Source organism: Shewanella sp. SW32 (assembly GCF_025653365.1).
GTDB lineage: Bacteria > Pseudomonadota > Gammaproteobacteria > Enterobacterales > Shewanellaceae > Shewanella > Shewanella oncorhynchi.
The window spans coordinates 85,344-104,269 of record NZ_JAKKSJ010000018.1 but is presented as its reverse complement, the minus strand read 5'-3'; the positions used below and the strand labels follow the sequence as shown (position 1 = coordinate 104,269).

19 protein-coding genes and 1 tRNA gene are annotated in these 18,926 nt (G+C 44.2%); 10 read left to right on the top strand and 10 right to left on the bottom strand.

All coding sequences use genetic code 11. The features are described 5' to 3' along the window. Positions 1-50: 50 nt before the first annotated feature. From flgD to L5M28_RS12630, 5 genes are all read right to left on the bottom strand, one after another. Complete coding sequence (gene flgD, locus L5M28_RS12650; protein WP_263203479.1) at positions 51-821, bottom strand: flagellar hook assembly protein FlgD; 771 nt, start codon at positions 819-821, stop codon at positions 51-53. A gap of 24 nt (positions 822-845) precedes the next feature. Then, the gene (gene flgC / locus L5M28_RS12645; RefSeq protein WP_006085646.1) at positions 846-1,262 is read right to left on the bottom strand and encodes a flagellar basal body rod protein FlgC; all 417 of its coding nucleotides are present in this window, start codon (positions 1,260-1,262) and stop codon (positions 846-848) included. Between the two features lie 2 nt (positions 1,263-1,264). Further along, positions 1,265-1,669: a flagellar basal body rod protein FlgB gene (flgB, locus tag L5M28_RS12640; RefSeq protein WP_105251927.1), complete on the bottom strand. Its 405-nt coding sequence runs from the start codon at positions 1,667-1,669 to the stop codon at positions 1,265-1,267. A gap of 143 nt (positions 1,670-1,812) precedes the next feature. Beyond that, positions 1,813-2,652 carry a CheR family methyltransferase gene (locus L5M28_RS12635; protein WP_168824478.1) on the bottom strand — a complete coding sequence of 280 codons (840 nt, stop codon included), beginning with the start codon at positions 2,650-2,652 and terminating at the stop codon, positions 1,813-1,815. A 100-nt stretch (positions 2,653-2,752) separates the two neighbouring features. Beyond that, positions 2,753-3,673 (bottom strand): chemotaxis protein CheV, encoded by a 921-nt coding sequence (locus tag L5M28_RS12630; RefSeq protein WP_028761211.1) that lies wholly within the window; start codon positions 3,671-3,673, stop codon positions 2,753-2,755. A gap of 205 nt (positions 3,674-3,878) precedes the next feature. Between L5M28_RS12630 and flgA the strand changes: the two genes are divergently transcribed. From flgA to L5M28_RS12615, 3 genes are all read left to right on the top strand, one after another. Next, entirely contained in the window at positions 3,879-4,586 is a 708-nt protein-coding gene (gene flgA / locus L5M28_RS12625; RefSeq protein ID WP_028761212.1) for a flagellar basal body P-ring formation chaperone FlgA, read from the top strand. A 75-nt stretch (positions 4,587-4,661) separates the two neighbouring features. After that, on the top strand, positions 4,662-4,985 hold the full coding sequence (gene flgM, locus L5M28_RS12620; protein WP_107948432.1) for a flagellar biosynthesis anti-sigma factor FlgM: 324 nt from the start codon (positions 4,662-4,664) through the stop codon (positions 4,983-4,985). Between the two features lie 2 nt (positions 4,986-4,987). Beyond that, complete coding sequence (locus L5M28_RS12615; protein WP_028761214.1) at positions 4,988-5,413, top strand: flagella synthesis protein FlgN; 426 nt, start codon at positions 4,988-4,990, stop codon at positions 5,411-5,413. A 127-nt stretch (positions 5,414-5,540) separates the two neighbouring features. Here the strand turns inward: L5M28_RS12615 and L5M28_RS12610 are convergent, their stop codons facing one another. Both L5M28_RS12610 and L5M28_RS12605 read right to left on the bottom strand, forming a co-directional pair. Further along, positions 5,541-5,993 (bottom strand): LPP20 family lipoprotein, encoded by a 453-nt coding sequence (locus L5M28_RS12610; protein ID WP_113939453.1) that lies wholly within the window; start codon positions 5,991-5,993, stop codon positions 5,541-5,543. Then, positions 5,990-6,622 carry a FlgO family outer membrane protein gene (locus L5M28_RS12605; RefSeq protein ID WP_028761216.1) on the bottom strand — a complete coding sequence of 211 codons (633 nt, stop codon included), beginning with the start codon at positions 6,620-6,622 and terminating at the stop codon, positions 5,990-5,992. The genes L5M28_RS12610 and L5M28_RS12605 overlap by 4 nt, the downstream gene beginning before the upstream one ends. A 280-nt stretch (positions 6,623-6,902) precedes the next feature. On the opposite strand from L5M28_RS12605, the gene L5M28_RS12600 reads away from it, so the two are divergent. From L5M28_RS12600 to L5M28_RS12585, 4 genes are all read left to right on the top strand, one after another. Continuing rightward, positions 6,903-8,069 carry a flagellar assembly protein FlgT gene (locus tag L5M28_RS12600; protein ID WP_113939452.1) on the top strand — a complete coding sequence of 389 codons (1,167 nt, stop codon included), beginning with the start codon at positions 6,903-6,905 and terminating at the stop codon, positions 8,067-8,069. Between the two features lie 55 nt (positions 8,070-8,124). Continuing rightward, positions 8,125-8,200: transfer RNA gene (locus L5M28_RS12595), tRNA-Arg, on the top strand. Between the two features lie 251 nt (positions 8,201-8,451). Beyond that, positions 8,452-8,931, top strand: coding sequence for a DUF2947 domain-containing protein (locus L5M28_RS12590; protein WP_113939450.1), 480 nt, complete (start codon positions 8,452-8,454; stop codon positions 8,929-8,931). Between the two features lie 299 nt (positions 8,932-9,230). Next, positions 9,231-9,791: a chalcone isomerase family protein gene (locus L5M28_RS12585; RefSeq protein WP_105251908.1), complete on the top strand. Its 561-nt coding sequence runs from the start codon at positions 9,231-9,233 to the stop codon at positions 9,789-9,791. A gap of 12 nt (positions 9,792-9,803) precedes the next feature. Here the strand turns inward: L5M28_RS12585 and L5M28_RS12580 are convergent, their stop codons facing one another. Both L5M28_RS12580 and L5M28_RS12575 read right to left on the bottom strand, forming a co-directional pair. Continuing rightward, complete coding sequence (locus L5M28_RS12580; protein ID WP_263181302.1) at positions 9,804-10,748, bottom strand: autotransporter outer membrane beta-barrel domain-containing protein; 945 nt, start codon at positions 10,746-10,748, stop codon at positions 9,804-9,806. 120 nt (positions 10,749-10,868) lie between these two features. Continuing rightward, the gene (locus tag L5M28_RS12575) at positions 10,869-11,498 is read right to left on the bottom strand and encodes a TetR/AcrR family transcriptional regulator (protein WP_131523683.1); all 630 of its coding nucleotides are present in this window, start codon (positions 11,496-11,498) and stop codon (positions 10,869-10,871) included. Positions 11,499-11,637: 139 nt separating this feature from the next. Between L5M28_RS12575 and L5M28_RS12570 the strand changes: the two genes are divergently transcribed. After that, a complete protein-coding gene (locus L5M28_RS12570) occupies positions 11,638-12,744 on the top strand; it encodes an efflux RND transporter periplasmic adaptor subunit (RefSeq protein WP_263181301.1) in 1,107 nt (368 codons plus the stop codon). A 2-nt stretch (positions 12,745-12,746) separates the two neighbouring features. Next, a complete protein-coding gene (locus L5M28_RS12565) occupies positions 12,747-15,824 on the top strand; it encodes an efflux RND transporter permease subunit (protein ID WP_263203477.1) in 3,078 nt (1,025 codons plus the stop codon). Here L5M28_RS12565 and L5M28_RS12560 read toward each other — a convergent pair. Further along, positions 15,812-16,057 (bottom strand): YdcH family protein, encoded by a 246-nt coding sequence (locus L5M28_RS12560; protein WP_263203475.1) that lies wholly within the window; start codon positions 16,055-16,057, stop codon positions 15,812-15,814. The genes L5M28_RS12565 and L5M28_RS12560 overlap by 13 nt on opposite strands. 260 nt (positions 16,058-16,317) lie before the next feature. Between L5M28_RS12560 and L5M28_RS12555 the strand changes: the two genes are divergently transcribed. Next, positions 16,318-18,321, top strand: a complete 2,004-nt coding sequence (locus tag L5M28_RS12555; protein WP_263203474.1) for a methyl-accepting chemotaxis protein — start codon at positions 16,318-16,320, stop codon at positions 18,319-18,321. The last annotated feature ends 605 nt before the right edge of the window (positions 18,322-18,926 follow it).

Sequence of the window (18,926 nt, the reverse complement as noted above, 5' to 3'; positions counted from 1 at the left end):
GAGCGACTTACGCCCAATTCGGATGCTGCAAAAAATTCTTTTAGGCAAACTTAGGTTTCAGATACAGCTAACACATCGGTTAACTTGATGCCCATACCGCCTCTCAAGTTGAGAATGGCGCCAGTACTGGCCGTACCGAGAGAAACGCTAGTCACATGAGCATAGGTCGAGACTGGCAATTCTTGGGATTTCCCATCCACTAACCCACTCGCCTTGATCGAATAGTTACCTGCGGTTACAGGTTTTCCATCTTTATCGAGGCCATCCCAGTTGACATCGACATTGCCCCCCTTGCTGCCATCAACTTTAAAGGTGGTCACAACTTGGCCTTTATCATCCTCAACACGTACAGTAACTTCAGGAATTTTAGCTGGCGTGCTAATCACACCTTTTATTGTTGGGCTTTCAGCTGAAATGTTACCTGTATCGGTTGGGATCAATACCTTGCGACCAACAAGTCCTGATGCCTGCAATGCTTGGCTCGACGTCATAACACCGTTTAAATTAACGATTTCATTATTCAACTTAGTAATACCATCAACCGTCGAGAATGATGCCATCTGCGCAATCATTTGGTCGTTGTCGACGGGCTTAAAGGGATCTTGCATCGATAACTGTTGGCTTAATAACGAGAAAAAGTCATCTTGAGTTAACTGCTGGCTTTTTGCTTCCGGTACTATTGACTCTTTTGGCAAACGTATGCCATCAAGAAACGGATTACCCGTTGAGCTGGTTGATGAATTCGTCGTAACGGCATTTGGCTGACTCTTATTTTGAGCCGTCTGCGCCGACGCTTGGTTAATTTGATTAATGAGGCTCACAGCTTACCTCCTAAGTAACACATGTTATTTACCCATCCCAAGTGTTTGTTGCAGCATAGACTTAGCTGCTTCAGCGACTTGAACATTCATTTGATATGAGCGCGAAGCAGAAATCATATCTGCCATTTCTTCCATGACATTAACATTCGGTTTATAAATAAAGCCGTCCGCATCCGCCATAGGATGATCGGGCGAGTATTCTTTCAGTAGTGGTTTATCACTTTCTACAATGCCTTTTACTGCAACGCCTTGAGAAGCTTGTTGCTGACTTTGGGCTTTAGCCATTTCGGCTTCAAAAATGGGATGACGGGAACGATAGGTCTTATCTACACTACTCGAGACGGAATCCGCGTTGGCTATGTTGCTCGCGGTGGTGTTTAGCCTGACCGATTGAGCAGACATTCCCGAGCCAGCAACATCAAATATGCTAAATAAACTCATGATTAATCCCCTCTCAACGCTTTCTTCATGCCACTAAACTTACTGTCTAAAAAACCTAGTGACATTTGATATTCAAGTGCATTTTGCATGAATGCCGATTGTTCCTGTTGGATATCAACAGTATTACCATCACCGGTATCGGGTTGATTTGGCACACGGAACTTAACAAATTGCCCAGTCAACTCCGCAAGCCCAAAATGCTTATCTGGCTCTTGCATTTCAAGACTATTTCGCTGCAGCTGTTGGCCTCGAGCGGCCTGCATTGCCGCAGAAAAATCAACATCGCGGGCTTTGTAATGTGGCGTATCTGCGTTAGCGATATTGCTTGAAATAACTTCAGCCCGCTGCGCTCTAATACCGAGAGTGTATTGATGCACACCCAGTGCATTATCAAAATTGATCGCCATAAAATTGCCTCCTCGTGTTCTCACGAAAATAAAGCAATTCATGTGCCAACATCAGGAAAATTTTGAGAATAACAACAAGGATGAGCAAGTGATGGGTAAAAAATTACCGACAATTGTCGGTAATTTTCTTTAGAGCGGCTGAGTTAAGTCTTTTTCTGGTAATAAATGCCAGGGTTACAACGAACCATATCAAACTCGTCCGTTAAACCAGCGATAGATTCTGATGCACCGAGAAATAAAATCCCTTTGGGATTGAGAGCGGCAGCGAATTGCCGCAAAATTTTTGCCTTTGCCTCTGGTGCAAAATAAATCAGCACATTGCGGCAAAAGATAATGTCGAACTTGCCAAGCAGACTATAACTCTCAAGCAAATTATGCGCTCTAAAGTTCACCAACCGCTTCACATTATCCTTTAACTTCATATTACCTGAAGGTAATGCATCAAAAAACTGACGCTTACGTTCTTCAGATAAACCACGCGCTAATGCCAAACTATCGTACTCGGCATTTTTGCAGCGTTCCAACATGGAAGGAGATAAATCCGTTGCTTGAATCGAAGCACTACCAGCCAAGGCACCAGGCTTCTTCTGTTGATACTCAAGAATAGTCATAGCCAATGAGTATGGCTCTTGGCCTGACGAGCAAGCCGCAGACCAAATTTTAAGCGGACGCCCCAGACGACTGTATTCTGGTAGTAGGACATTATTCAACAACTCAAATGGATAACGATCACGGAACCAAAGGGTTTCATTGGTCGTCATAGCATCGATCACTTCAGCTCTGAGCGCACGCTCAGTAGGCTTCATCGAATGCTTAACCACATCAGATAAGGATGGCAGGTTATATTTGCCCATCAAAGGAGCAAGACGACTGCGCACAAGATATTGCTTATTTTCACCCAGTACGATGCCGCTGTGTTGCTCTAAGAACAACCTAAATTGATTATATTCAGCCTCAGCGAGTGATTTATTTGGCACATTCACATCCTAAATCCTATAGCAAGCACCAAAATCAGTGCGAAACCATCATGTTATAAAGTCGAGATTATAGCGTAAAGCGTATCTAGGTACTAACCGACAGCAATTACAAACTTAAATGCTTATTCACAGCAGCGGCCAGTTCGTCAGGATTAAACTTAGCGATAAAGTCATTGGCCCCCACTTTTTGAACCATTGCCTGATTGAATACACCACTTAACGAAGTATGCAGTACCACTTTAATATGCTTAAGCTTAGGATCATCTCGGATTTCAGCTGTCAGGGTGTAGCCATCCATTTCAGGCATCTCAATATCAGAGATGATGAGGGGGATCTCATCGGCCACATTATCCATCTCTTTGGCGATCTCTTTAAGCTTGTCTAATGCTTCGCGACCATCTTTTGCGGTATCAATTTGTAAATTCAATGACTCGAGTGAACGAATAATTTGTTTACGCGCCACGGCAGAATCATCAATAACCATAATATGGTAATGCTGAGTTCTGTCGAGGGTCAGTTTTTCATTGGCTTCTTCACTGATAGCCGTTTTAACTGGTGAAATCTCATCTAAGATTTTTTCCACATCGAGAATTTCAACTAATTCACCTTCAATTTCAGTCACAGCTGTCAGATAAGAATAACGGCCAGCACCTTGCGGCGGAGGCATAATCGCTTCCCAATTCATGTTGATGATCCGCTCAACAGAACTGACCAAGAAGCCTTGAACACTGCGGTTATATTCAGAAATAATGATGAAACAGTTTTCAGTGCTCGCTAAAGGTTTTCCCCCTGTTGCCGCACTCAAATCAATCACTGAAATGGTTGTTCCACGAATATGAGCAACACCCTTCACATAAGGATTAAGTTTAGGCAAAGTGGTCAGTGGTGGACACTGCAGTACTTCTTTCACCTTAAACACGTTAATCCCAAACCGTTGACGACCGTTTAATTTAAAAAGCAGTAATTCTAAACGGTTTTGTCCAACGAGCTGGGTTCGTTTGTTGACTGAATCAAGAATACTCGACATAACTCTGCCTTGTTGTTCTGTTTATGTTCGGCCCTATAACTCAGTTGAGTATAGGCATATTAATTGCTTACGTCTTATCTATCGATAAACATAGTCGAAACTGAGTCAATCTTCTGACAGTGATGCAAATTATTATTACAGTGGTCAGCTTCGAACTTAATAAAAGTATAGGTGCATTCTGGCGTTACAAGCTAGTCTCTTCATTATGAAAGTAAATTTAGTCTGTTTTTTTAGTCTTTTCACCCTCTTCATGCCCGCTTTTGCGAGTGCAGAGCCTATTGTCCCCACCGTATCGGCAATCTCAGAATTAGCTAAAGCGCTTATTTCAGAAAAAATATCCGTTCCAGAAAATGCCAAAGTAAATATTTCGCCACAGATGGTTGACGCAAGAATGCTGCCGTCACAATGTTCGTCTCCAATGAAAGTTGAACTGGCTAGCGATAGGGAAATTAGCCGTAATAACACCTTAAAAGTCAGCTGCGATACACAAGACTTAGCTTACCCTTGGCAAATCTATATCTCGGTTCGGGTGGATATCTTATTCCCCGTTGTTGTCTCAACCGAAATCTTAGCACCAGGCGAACTCATCTCTCCTAGTCAAGTAGAAGTCCGTTACATTGAACAAAATAGCTTGAGAGGTGCCGAATTCGATGACCCGAGTAAATTGGCTGGCGTGCGAGTAAAACGACGAGTAGCAAAAGATAATCCCATATTAAGCAACAACTTATGCTTCGTTTGTAAAAATGATTCGGTATCTATCTACGTTCGTTCTGGCTCATTCGAGCTCAAAACAGTAGGCGAAGCCCTACAAGATGGCAATAAAGGTGATCGGATCAGAGTCAAAAATAGCAGTTCAAACAAAGAACTAGATGCTATAGTCACAGGCATTGGCGAAGTTGAAGTAAGAATGTAAAATAATCTAAAGCTTTTTTGTAAGCTGCCGATACCCCAGTTAAGAAATCCCGTACACACGACGCTGGAGCCTAAAATGGCAATTGATATTAGCAAACTCAACACTGCAACGACTGCGCAAGTTCGTTCAGGCGCAACGAAAACGAGCAGCGATCAATCTGCTCAAGTTGCTACAAAATCGACAACACCACAGAGAAGCGACTCAGTGGTCATTACGGCCCAGGCACAACAACTTCAAGGAGCTCAGACTAAAATGGCTAGCCTTCCTGAAGTTGATCAAAAGAAAGTAGCAGAAATCAAACAAGCTATTGCCGAAGGTCGCTATAAAATTGACCCTGAAAAGTTGGCTGCCAATATTGCAAGTTTTGAAGCCGAACTTAATGACTTAAATAAAGAGTAACTATGACTGAAATAGCTAAACTGGTAGATCTACAACACGCCCATTTGGCTGTTCTTAAGCAAATCATACTCAAGGAAAAAGGCGCTTTGGTTGACCAAAACGCCGATTTACTGCTTTCCCTTGCTAACGAAAAATCGCAATGTCTGAAAGAACTAAAGAATAATGATGATATTCTGGCAAAACACAGTGATAAATCGCTACTCACTCAGCAAGTCGAACTCGTGCATAAAATGGCTGAGATCAAAGACGCATTGACTGAATGCAAAGAATTAAACGAACAAAATGCCAGTTTAATTGAGATGAATTTAGCGAGTTTAAATCGCTTTGCTCAAGCTTTACAAGCCAGCAGAAACGCCTCCAGCCTCACCTATAACGATAAAGGCAAGACCTCGACTATCTCAAGCTTAGGCAATGATTTAAAGGCCTAACAAGCGCATCACTCCCACTTAGCATTCCCTTTTCTAAGCTCTGATTAGATATTAATGTCTTGTACAAAAAGAAAAGCCGCGTAAATACGCGGCTCAATACATGCTGTTGAACATACTCTCAAAAACGCTAGAAATACGTCACTTCCTTCACTCGTTGTGGACGGCTCTGTTGTTGATAAAGCGCCCAAACCTGTGAAAAATCAAGTTCTAACTCAGTGACATAATGCTCGCCTGCGGGATAACTCTTAACGACTCGTGCGCCGCGGATCACGCCAGAAACTGACGCTTTGACATTATCGTCCGTCAACATCCAATCACTGACACTGCTGTTTGCCGTTATTTTCTGCCCATAAACTTGTTCCGCTAATTCACGATAAGCCACAATTTTTGATGCCTGCATAGCCATCAACACTCTTTGTGATTGCTCTTTAGCCGGTTGAGTCGCTAAGGGCGCATATCCTATAGCCGTTAACTTAGGAAAACTCGGTGGCGGCACATCTTCCCATTGCACATATCTATCTTTAGCAGCGCAGCCAGTTAGCATTAGCCCCGTGATAAGTAATAAAAAGTAGTGTTTCATTTTCCATCTCCTAAGACACGCACTTCATTCATGCCTGGACTCGCCTGACGATATAAGATGCCATTTTGTGACACAATTTGCTCCGAAGGCTGCATGTAGTTTGCCAACTCTTTTTGAGTCACAAAAGTTTGAGATGCCGATACCACGCGATTGTTACTAATGTTCACAATCCGAGTATTGATCGCCATACCATTGGTTACTACGCTCATAGTCGAAACGACAAGATGCTCAACAGGAAGATCTTTCGACAATTTTTGCCAATCTCGCGTCAAAATAAAATCCCCGTCAGATGTGACTCTCAAGCCATCAGCTAAGTTTAAATCCACCACATTAAACTGAAAGCTATGGAGCGACGTCATTAATCCTTGCTGTAACTGTTGCGCTAACGCATTAGTGCCATTCAAATCGCCCACTAATACTGGTGTTGCAACTACGATAGGTTGATCAGAACGCAAAGCATCATTTTGCTTAACAAGCTCAGTCACTATTCGCTGTGCTAAATGGTTAATCACTGCCGTTGGCGGCAACCCATTGCCATCCACTAAACTCGGTTTGGGCGGCGTAACCGGTTTAGCTACACATCCACCTAACATTATCAATGTTAAGGGAATAATCACACGCTTTAGCATTGGATTTACCTCATCTATGGGTGCATTGGCAGTCAAGTGACTCACTTTCTAAGCTTCAAATTTTTAATGAGTAACAAAAACCAGCAATCTTTGGACCAATATTAACCTCAGTCCGACAATATTCTTCTATTACGCAGTATATCGACTGTAACAATGGAAACTTTATCAAAAGTTCTCATACTCAGGCACGAAATTTGCTTTATTGACATATTAGATTAAGAGTCAGAAAACTGGCTCGATTGGTAATATCGCCATTAGCTTAGCGATAAGGATTGAATTGATGCACATACCAGGTTCAGCTTCGCTCATCATTTTGAGCCTTTTACTACTTTCTTTGCCCACCAGAGCCGAATGGATAGAAGCCAGCGGAGAAGCAACTATTATCAATGGTAATACAGCTCAAGCAAGGGAAGAAGCAATTAATCAAGCAGTTAGCTATGCGACATTAAGCACAGGTATTCAAATCTCCAGTGAGCAACAAACCTCTAATGGTAACCTCACACAAAATAACTTTGCGATAAATCGCAACGCCCAAGCCATAAACATTCAACTCGTTAGTGAACAAATTCAGGGAAATAAAATATATGTATCCCTACGCCTCGATCTAAATGATGATCCAACACAACAGTGTCCTAATGGCCAATTAAAGGCCGCTATTTTAATACCTCAAACACAAATAAAAGATCGTTCTCAGCTTAGATATGGACAACTTTCAGGCTTTGAAGAGGTCATTTCAGAGGCGTTAGGGAACACTATAGAAGATTACTCTTCAACTGGCTTTAGTCACATCCATGCTAACGAGCGACTCGATATTGAACAAGACCTAGTGGATATTCGCGGTTATCGACTCCCAAGCTGGCTCAGTGAAATTACCGACAGCCAATATATTCTTCAACCGCAGATCATTGATATATCGATAGAGCCTGTACAACCCACCTTCTTAGGATTTTGGGATGAAGCTCCGCTAAGGCAATTTCAATTCAAACTCAGCCTCTATCATGGAATCAGTGGCGAAGAGGTCTGGAGCAAAAGCTACAGCACATCGGCCCCATGGGAATTTGAAGAACAGGCTATCATTGCTCCCAACAGTAATAGATTCTGGCGTTCCTCCTATGGAAAAAGTATTACTCAATTAATATTGCAGGCTACCCGAGATTTAGACAGCACACTTAATTGCAGGCCATTACTTGGCCAAGTCGTTAGCCGACAAGCAGACAGGATTATATTAAATCTAGGCCGTAAACATGGCATTCGTGTCGGTGATAAATTCCAAGTAGTATTACAACAAAACTTACCCGATAGACTCAATGAAATGCGCGCCGTCGCGACCAAAAGTCGTGCAACGGTAAAAATTGAGCAAGTAAGCGAAGAAAGCTCCACCGCAGTACTTGTAGACCAAAATGCCGCCTACAATGTACAGATAAACGACATAGCGCTTAAGATTTAAGCAACTAAATCATAAGCCTTTTAATCAAAGATAAAACCAGTATAATCACTGTCGTCTCTTCATAGCTCAACAGGATAGAGCAGCCGCCTCCTAAGCGGCCGATCGGGGTTCGAGTCCCTGTGGAGAGACCAGATAGTGCTTGTGTGATTTCAACTTCACTTGAAGATTTTTCTGATAAGAATAATTTTCAGAAACACAATTTAAAACTTCCTCAGTCTATATCCCTTAAAAAAAACAGCTCTCTTAATCGTTACTATAAAATCCAATACTAGGATATAGCCACATTGCGCCATTTCCCTAATCTTGACTAAATCAGTATAATCTGCGGCATTGAGATTTGCTGAGCCCGACACGTTATCAGGCTCAACCAAGGAGAGCATGCTTGGCCAACACTTATATACCGCTAGATCAATACCGCCGTAAGTGGATTTTCAACCACAAAGACTTGCCTGTCACCGACGAGGACAAGGCGCATATCCTGCCGTTAACAGATAAAAGTGCGATGGAAATCTGGAATCAATGGATCAGCAACAAGAGTAGTCGTGCGGAGCAATTTACTAAGGGAGATTGGGCGGCGAAGGCTGATGCTTGGGTGGAAACAGATCATTGGCAGAGCGCTTGGGATAGTGAAGATAGCAGTTTACCCACCATGTTAGCTGAGTTTATACAATGGCCCGATGAGACGCCGGTGTATTTTTGCTATGAAAAATATCAGATTATTGAAACTCGTTGGGATGTGTTCGTCCGCAATTGGAAGTGTTTTCTTTTCTTTGACGACGGTCCCATTTTGATCTCGCCAAAACAGAAACAAGCGGTGATGTTCGAACAGAGTGGTCAATACAAGCTAGGCACTCGCGGATAATTTATACAGGGCGCTTAACGCTGATAATTTCCCATCGATAGCTTTACGCCAACACTTTTACGCAATAGTTTAGCGCGAGGAGTCATCTTGTTGGTATGCTCATATTTAATGATGAGTATGCCATAATAGCCATTTTCGAATGATGCGTAAGCACAATTAGCCTATCACTCCCCTCTTCTTTAGATTAACATCCGTTTTCGGTGCCGAGTATTTGAGAAGTTGGGGTCAACTTTTTGCTGTAAATACTCATAAAAATCTGCTTAAAACCCAATAATTAAAATAGAAAATTGAGGTGTATTATGAAGTTACTCTCCACTCTTACCCTAGCAAGCGCGCTGTTATTACCCCACACATTAATGGCCAAAGAAGTCTCAGGAGTGCAAGTCGCCGAGACAGTGACATTAGATAGCCAAACATTACAGCTCAATGGCGCGGGCGTTCGCAGTAAGTTCTTTATGGATTTATATGTAGGCAGTTTGTATTTGCCAGCAGCATTAAGTAGCACTGCAGCGGTTATTGATGCACCAGTTGCAGCGATACGCCTTAACATTACCTCAGGCATGATCACCTCAGAAAAAATGCGCGATGCGATCACTGAAGGTTTTGAGCAAGCGACGGCAGAAAACACCGCTGATATTCAACCGCAAATAGATACCTTTATGGCACTGTTTAAGGAAGAAATTAAAGAAGGTGACCAATTTACCTTAGTCGCCAATAAAGCCCGCGGCGTGACGGCCTATAAAAATGGTCAGGAACAAGCCACCATCGAAGGTGAAATGTTCCGTCAAGCACTGTTAAAAATTTGGCTAGGTGATAAGCCTGCCCAGAAAAGCCTCAAAGAGGCCATGCTGGGCAAATAACTGACATTAACGTTAGAATTTGAATTCGATATCCAAGGCCGCTGCGCCTTGGTTATCCATTTCAAGCGCGGCTTGATTTGTCACTTCTAACTCACCATCAAAGTAATAACCAGCATAGAGGTTTACGGTTAAAGCAGGCGTTGCCCGCCAACCACCACGCAGATAGCTCACCCATTCGTTCGTTTCTACAGCAATATCATCATCCTCAATAAGGAATCGCTCAGTACGACGTGAACTCCCCAAACCAATATTCCAATCAGGATTGAATTGATAACTGAGCTCTAGTCCTGCTGGACCACTAAAACCGGCTTGGAATGGGTTAGCCAGTGCCCAATGTTCATCTATCTGCCAACGCATGGCAAGATAAGGCACAGTGCGAACCTCATCGATATCATTAAGATACGCGACTCCAAAGCCAATCATGTTTCCCGAATCAAATGCATACATGGCCGATGCCACAATACCGTAACTCTGAGCTTGGCTAGCCGATGCAGTATCGGCGTAGGCATATTGGATCTGCGGCGCTAAAAAGAAGGCCCAATGTTTATCCATGCGATAATTTAACGACACTCCGGCACGATAACGATTAATATGATCCCAATTCTGTCCGTCGGTGCCAAACAGCGGTGCGACATTGTTTGCGCCAGTAAGCGTGATGTTCCGCCAGTCATAATCAAGTCGGTCATAGCCCACACGAAAGCCTAGCGACCATTGCTTATCCAGCGATACATTCATCCCAGCATTCAGTAATAAGCTGTCCCTTTGTAGCTCAGTATTGCCATTAGCTACCTCGGCGCTTTGGGTGCTGATCTGTGTGACACTTAATCTAAAAGGTTTGTATTCCTGCGAAGGTTTATCCGCTGCAATAGCGGCACAGCTCATTAACGGTAACAATAACAAACTGCCTTTCAGCAACCGCTGTTTTACGCTTAATGGTGCGAGTTCTCGATTAGCCACGCTAGCTCCTTGCATTTAAAATAATGGATAAATTTTTGTGCATAATACGCGCTATTGAATAAAAAGGTTCACACTTTCAAAATGAAGATACAAACTAATACCTTTGAAACAAACAAGCCTTTACTCTACCCGATGCGCCCTCAAAAACATGTCAGCACAACCCAATATATAATGATTCCTGTCGTCAAAAAGCTCATCGGCCGCTAACCCCAATTCTAATTTGAGTTTTAGCTCACCAAACAACATTAAACATAAACGCACTGCACTATGGTGAGCATTACCAAATCGATATTGCCCTAACGCCTCTACAGCGACTAAATAATCCGCCAATAAGCCCACTATGTGTTTAGGGCCCGCGTCAAAGAACAATCGCGACACTTCAGGATGACTTTCGGATTGCGCCACACAGGCTTTGAATACGGTAATAGCTTCAGGACTGACAATCATCTCCCCAAATTGCAAAGCAAATTGGGTTAATGCCGATTCTGGTTTAGTGGGATCACTTAACAAATCATCGTTAAGATTATGGCCAACACACTTAGATTCAATTGCCGCAACAAATAATTCATCTTTGCTGCCGTAATGGGAATATACGGTTTGTTTCGACACGCCCGCAAGCTTGGCAACCTCATCCATACTGGTATGAGGGAAACCTTGACGACAAAACAAATCAATAGCAGCCACAAGGACTTGCTGACGTTTTTGTTCACTACGGCTCAAAGGTAATTGCGTCTCAGAGGAATGCGTCATATCAACTCTCAAATGGATAGACATAATTAATTGGCATTAGTTAAGCACGAAATAGACTAGACAGTCTAGTTTTGTGCAACTAGACTAGCAAGTCTAGTTACATAGCATTAACGTTTAACTTACAGCGGAAGCCTTTAAAATGGATCGAACTGCCCGACTTTCTTGGCGCACTCTTAGCGTCTGCGTGTTTACTTTAGCCACATTATCCGCCTGTCAAAAGGAAGTCACCGAACACGCTACGACAGCCACGCTACCCACAGTCACAAGCCAAACGTTGATCCAGACACCAAGTTATGAACACTTTCAGACCTTCACTGGCACCATCCGTGCAGGTAATACCACAGGTGTAGGCTTTGAACTAGCGGGGAAGTTGAACAATTTACAGGTCGATTCTGGGAGTAAAGTTAAGCAAGGACAAATACTTGCAGTTCTCGATACCCGGCTACTCGAAGCCGAGCGTCAAGAGATCCAAGCAAGTCTGGCACAAACCCAAGCCGATGTTGATCTGGCCACCAGCACTCTAAAACGTAATCAAGAATTAAAAAAATCAGGCTATGTCTCTGAACAGCTATTAGATGAAAACCGCTCACAATTAAATAGCTTATCCGCAGCGAAAAACCGTCTACTCGCCTCGCAGCATGCCAACCAACTTAAGCTCGATAAATCCATTTTAATAGCTCCCTTTGACGGTACCATAAGCCAAAGGCTACATAATCTTGGCGAAGTGATTGCCGCGGGCAGTCCTATCTTTACCTTAGTGGGTAACATCAATCCTGAAGCTTATATTGGTGTTCCTGTTGCGCTAGCGGAACAATTTCACACCAAACAGCAAGTGCAAGTCAGCGTGCAAGATCAAACCTTTACTGCTGAAATTGCCGGTATCAGCGCAGAAGTCAATCCCATCAGTCGTACCCTGCAACTGAGAATAAGCCTGCCCCGAGATGCACATGTAATCAATGGCGAAATTGCGTATCTGCATCAACAACAGCAAATCCCGCAACCGGGCTATTGGGTACCCATTTCCGCACTGACGGATGGTATTCGCGGATTATGGAATCTCTATGTCATCGCAAACGATGAACAGCAATCCATCATAGAGCGCCGCGATGTGGAAATCCTCTACACCACCCAAGACATGGCCTACATTCAAGGCGCGATTCAGCCTAATGAAATCTATGTCAGCCAAGGGCTGCATAAGCTGGTCGTAGGCCAAACTGTATCTCCCATTGCTGCAGCCACGAGGTAATTATGATTAAAGCCTTTGTTGAAAACGGCCGCTTAGTCAGCCTCGTTATTGCACTATTACTTGTCGCAGGCTTTGGTGCGATATCGAGCCTGCCGCGTACTGAAGATCCCCACATAACTAACCGTTTCGCCTCAGTGATCACCCCTTATCCTGGCGCCTCAGCCGAACGGGTAGAAGCCTTAGTGACTGAAGTCATTGAAAACCAGCTCAGGCGTTTGGAAGAAATTAAGTTGATCCAATCGACCTCTCGACCAGGGATTTCAGTTATACAGTTAGAATTGAAAGACACAGTTAAAGAAACGGCTCCTGTATGGTCTCGAGCGCGGGATTTATTGGCCGATGCGAAAATTAATTTACCTGAGGGCATACAATCTCCCACACTCGATGATCAAATTGGTTATGCCTACACCGCCATCTTAAGTTTAGTGTGGAATAGTAATACGCCCGTACAAGTCGACATGCTAAACCGCTACGCAAAAGAATTACAGAGTCGGCTCAGGCTGTTATCGGGCACGGATTTTGTCAAACTTTACGGCGCCCCAACCGAAGAAATGCTAGTGCAGCTTGATGGTAACAAGATGAGCCAGTTACAGCTCTCTCCTGCGTCCATCGCCCATATTCTCAGCGGCGCCGACAGTAAAATTGCTGCGGGTGAAATCAACAACCGTGAATTTCGAGCCTTAGTTGAAGTCTCCGGCGAGCTTGATTCTTTAACCCGTATTCGCCAAGTGCCGCTTAAAATTGATAGCCAAGGGCAAATTATTCGCCTCGGCGACATAGCCACAGTGACTCGCCAAGCTCAAACCCCAGCGGATAGCATAGCGTTAGTCGATGGTGAACAAGGCGTAATGGTTGCAGTACGAATGATCGATAATACCCGTGTTGATCTTTGGCAAGCGCAAGTCAATAACGTCGTTGACGAACTCAATCGCGAAGTCCCCGCCAATATCCAGATCCAATGGCTATTCGAGCAAAACAGTTACACCAGCGAACGACTTGGCGGGCTAGTGGTTAACCTGCTGCAAGGATTTGTCATCATCTTACTGGTATTACTCCTCACCCTAGGCTTAAGAAACGCCATTATAGTGGCGATTTCATTGCCGCTCACAGCGCTGTTTACCTTGGCCTGCATGAAATATATCGGCCTGCCGATACATCAAATGTCGGTGACAGGACTCGTCGTCGCCCTTGGGATCATGGTGGACAATGCGATAGTGATTGTCGATGCCATATCACAAAGGCGTCAGCAAGGAATGAGCCGTTTAGCCGCAGTGAGCGAAACCTTACACCATCTTTGGCTGCCCTTAGCGGGATCGACTATCACCACTATTTTGGCTTTTGCGCCCATAGTACTCATGCCCGGTGCTGCGGGAGAATTTGTCGGTGGCATTGCCATGTCAGTGATGTTTGCGCTGCTGGGCTCTTACGTGATTTCCCATACGTTAATTGCAGGGCTCGCGGGACGTTTTAGTCATGAAGGTAAACAGGATGTCTGGTATCAACACGGGATCAACCTCCCGCTAGTGAGCCAATATTTTCAAGCGAGCCTGAGAATTGCCCTTAAACGCCCTATCGTCAGCGCGCTGCTTATCGGCATTACACCAGTATTAGGGTTTTTCGCCTCGGGTAAGATGACGGAGCAATTCTTTCCGCCATCGGACAGGGACATGTTCCAAATTGAAATCTATCTTGCGCCCCATGTGAGTTTAGAAAACACCTTGAACCAAGTGCAGTTGATGGATAAAAAACTCCACGCAGTCACAGGGATCACTCAAGTCGATTGGGTGGTGGGCGGTAATACGCCCTCATTTTATTACAACCTGACGCAGCGCCAACAAGGGGCGACTAACTATGCACAGGCCATGGTAAAAGTGACTGACTTTGAGCGTGCGAATGAGTTAATCCCCGAATTACAACAGCAATTTGATAGCGCTTTTCCCGAAGCGCAAGTACTAGTACGAAAACTCGAGCAAGGCCCGCCCTTTAATGCGCCAGTGGAGTTAATGATCTTCGGCCCGAATCTAGATACTTTGCGATCATTGGGCGACGACGTTCGTAATATTCTCGCGCAAACGCCGGACGTACTTCACACACGTGCAACCTTAAGTGCCGGTGCGCCTAAGCTGTGGCTACAGGTAAATGAAGATGCCAGTCTAATGAGTGGGTTAAGCCTGACGGACATTGCCAAACAGATCCAAATGTCAACCACAGGCGTTATCGGTGGCAGCGTGCTTGAGCAAACAGAATCGTTACCCGTACGAGTTCGCCTTACTGATGACAGTCGCGAGCAGGTGAGCCGCCTTTCTGAAATTCAATTAATGACACCTTCGGGTGAGTCTGTTGCATTATCCGCCCTCGCCCACAATGAAGTACAAGTGAGCCGCGGCGCCATTCCAAGGCGTAATGGCCAAAGGGTTAATACCATAGAAGCCTACATTGTCAGTGGGGTATTACCTGCTCAAGTACTTAATGATGTTAAAGATAAAGTGGCTCAATTACCGTTGCCATCGGGTTATCGCATTGAAATCGGTGGGGAAAGCGCTAAGCGTAACGAAGCAGTCGGTAATTTACTGTCCAATATGATATTGGTCGTCACCTTGTTATTAGCCACTGTAGTGCTGTCGTTTAACTCCTTTCGGCTCACAGCGATTATTCTATTGAGCGCGATACAATCAGCAGGACTTGGCCTATTAGCCGTGTTTGCATTTGGTTATCCCTTTGGATTCCCGGTCATCATAGGGCTACTTGGATTAATGGGACTTGCCATTAACGCTGCGATTGTGATCTTGGCCGAACTAGAAGATATGCCGAGCGCTCGGCTCGGCGATATGGAAACCATAGTCTCTACCGTCAACAGCTGTGGTCGTCATATCAGCTCAACGACCATTACCACCGTGGGCGGTTTTATTCCGCTCATCATTGCTGGCGGCGGGTTTTGGCCTCCCTTTGCCATTGCTATCGCGGGTGGCACCCTGCTGACGACTTTACTTTCTCTGGTATGGGTTCCAACTATGTATTTGCTGCTGATGAAAACCCGTACGGCGAACACCCCATCCGCGATTCAAGCTCAAATCGCATGATGAACTAGATATTGGTACAGTTTATCTTTAAGGTTTAATCGCTCTAATTTTAACGCTAAAAAGTGCTCATCGGCGGTGGGCACTTTTGTTAACTCCAGCGCCCTAATTTTATTATCGAGTTCATGGTAACGACTAGCCATGGTCGCGAAGACGGTATTATTGACTTTTAAATGCTTAATTTGATCGACGAAATCAGGAAACTCATAAACCAACGCATGATTCTCACCTAGCATATACACTTCTCCTATAATGTGGTTCTAACACTATAAACTCCATTTACCTTAAGCAGCTTAGTCTATACCCTCAAAATACAGCCAGTACTTGGACATGTTATCTACTAACATTTCTGCAAAATAAGTCGATGAGTCCAAGTATAAAACTGCAAAAATATCAATGAAATGAGTTTAAAATTGCAGAAGTTTTAGACCCACATCAAGACTACAGAGTAAAACTTAGGCTACATTGATGTAACCGTTACCTATAGGATCTTACGATGAATTATAAAAATTGGCCTATTGCAAAACAAATTGGCGCCCTCGCGTTTATTCTTACTCTTCTCATCTTTGGCGTATTGAGTACCGTCTCCTATAAAGCCGCTTCAAATGTATTAGAAGATAAAGGTATCAGTGCCATGAAATCTGAAATGCGTGCAGTTTCAGACATGTTAGAGCTGCAGTACGATAGTCTTCTGCAACTTGCGAGACGCAACGCCGATGTTTTTAAGGAAATGTATCCTGGACAATTTAGTCTGCAAAATAAAACTGTCAATGTGATGGGAGTTGGCTCTCCAGCCCTAATGCATGAACAAGAACAAGTGAACTCATCAAAAAGTAAAGTCGATCGTTTTGCTAATCTAACTGGCGGTACCGCTACGGTATTCGTGCGTGATGGCGATGACTTTATGCGAGTTTCGACTTCGCTCAAAAAAGCCGATGGCAGCCGTGCACTAGGTACTTCCCTTGGCAAAACACATCCAGGCTATCAAGTGCTGATCAGCGGTAATGAATACGAAGGTTATGCCAAACTTTTCGGCAAAGACTACATGACAGTCTATCGTCCAGTGAAAGACACACAGGGCAAAGTTATTGGTATCTTATATATTGGCTTCGACATCACCAGTTCCTTAAAACAATTACAAGAAGCAGTTAACAGAATCACCTTAGAAGAAAGTGGCCATTTTCTATTAGTACGCAAAGCAGACAATGTACTTGTCGCGCATCCTCAGTTTAATGCTGGCGACGTTATCACCGAGAGTATGCTCGATGGGTTAAGTGTGGCTGAGGCCACGAAAGATGATTCTGAGTACAGTTATAGCAATAGTAAAAATGAGCCTATGTTTGCCTATAGCCAAACCGTAACCGGCTGGAATTGGATGTTGGTAGGCCAAGTTAAGGCGAGTGAACTCAATGAAGAAAGTATGCAGTTACTCACTATCAACGCTATCGTTGCCCTCACAGGGATTGCGCTGATCACAGCACTGCTGTCTGTGGTATTAATCCGTGCACTTAAACCGTTACATGCCCTACAAGTGCATATGGAAAGGCTAGGAAGTGGCGATTTCAGTCATCACTTAGCGCCATCAGAACCACAGAGCCAAAACGAAGTTGATCGCATCACCACCAGCGTATCGACCATGTCCTCAGAGTTAAGGCAGTTGATCATTGCCCTGCAGGATTCGGTGATGAGTTTAGAGCAGCAAGCTTCTAAGGCACAAAGTATCGCCAAACAGAATGGTGAAGAAGCTCAGGCCTTAATGCTACAAACGGATCAAATTGCAACTGCCATCGAAGAAATGTCGACCTCTATTCGCGATGTGGCTAATCATGCCCAAGATGGCGCAGTTCAAAGCCAGCAAGTGGATGCCGCAGCCAAAGAAGGTCAAAACCAACAGACTAAAGTGGTGCAGGATTTACTCAAACTCAGTCAGCAACTCAGCAACAGTCATCAATCGGTTGAAAAAGTCAGCCATGAAAGTGAAGCGATCAGCAAAGTGACCGAAGTCATTAACAGCATTGCCGAGCAAACTAATTTACTCGCATTAAATGCAGCGATTGAAGCGGCGCGCGCAGGCGATCAAGGTCGAGGCTTTGCTGTCGTTGCCGATGAGGTGAGAACTCTCGCCCAGCGGACCCAGTCATCCATTGTAGAAATTGGCCAAACAATTGAAAAGCTGCAAACTCAAGTGAAAAGCACCACAGAACAAATGAGCCAAAGTCATCAATTAGGAATGGAATCTGCAGCACAGGGTGAAGCAACGGGTGAACAACTGAAGGAAATCACCCGTAGGATTGGCGAACTCGCGATTAGCTCACGCAATATTGCCTCGGCTACTGAGCAGCAAAGCAGTGTTGCACAAGAGATAACCCACAATTTGCATCAGATCAGCGAACTCGCTAACGAAGGCGAGCACCGTGCCACTGAAACAGTGCATTCTGCCAATGAACTGTCTTCCTTAGCCGCCGCCTTAAAACGCCAAATAAGCCAGTTTAAGGCATAACTCAAATACGGACTTAGATAACCTGAGCTCGGGATAAGCAGAGCCGCTGAATAGGCATCTTTTCGGGCCTCTCTGCGTTGCTCTGTCTAACCATAGCTCGCTATGGCGTACGACAGAGCGCCTTGATATGCGCAAAAATCTGCGCATTCAGTCAGGAAATAGATTTTTCGCTTTAAACGAATAATTTTATGTAATTGATTTTATTTGTTAAATTTAGATTTTCGACACTCGTTATCCCGAGTTCAGGTTAGATACAGAGTTAGTGCTTTATCAAACGTTAAATGCCGCCCTAACTGGGCGGCATTTTTTATAACAGCACTACATCAAAACGATAGGAGCAACATTTAAGAAAGGGATTTGGGACTTTGATTTAGGATCCTGACGTAAAGGAGTAATGGAGTAATGGAGAAAATATCTTAAACCATGCGAGCAAGCATCTGCAGAGAGCACAATCAAAAAGCGATGATATCAGGCCTATTCGCTGCAGTTATACCACCACTCTGCAGCGAAGTTAACTGCTTGGCCTAATACAATAACGCAGCTCTACTTCAAACTAAAATAACCTCAGCCCATCAAAAAATCCCAATAAAAAACCCCGCTAATGC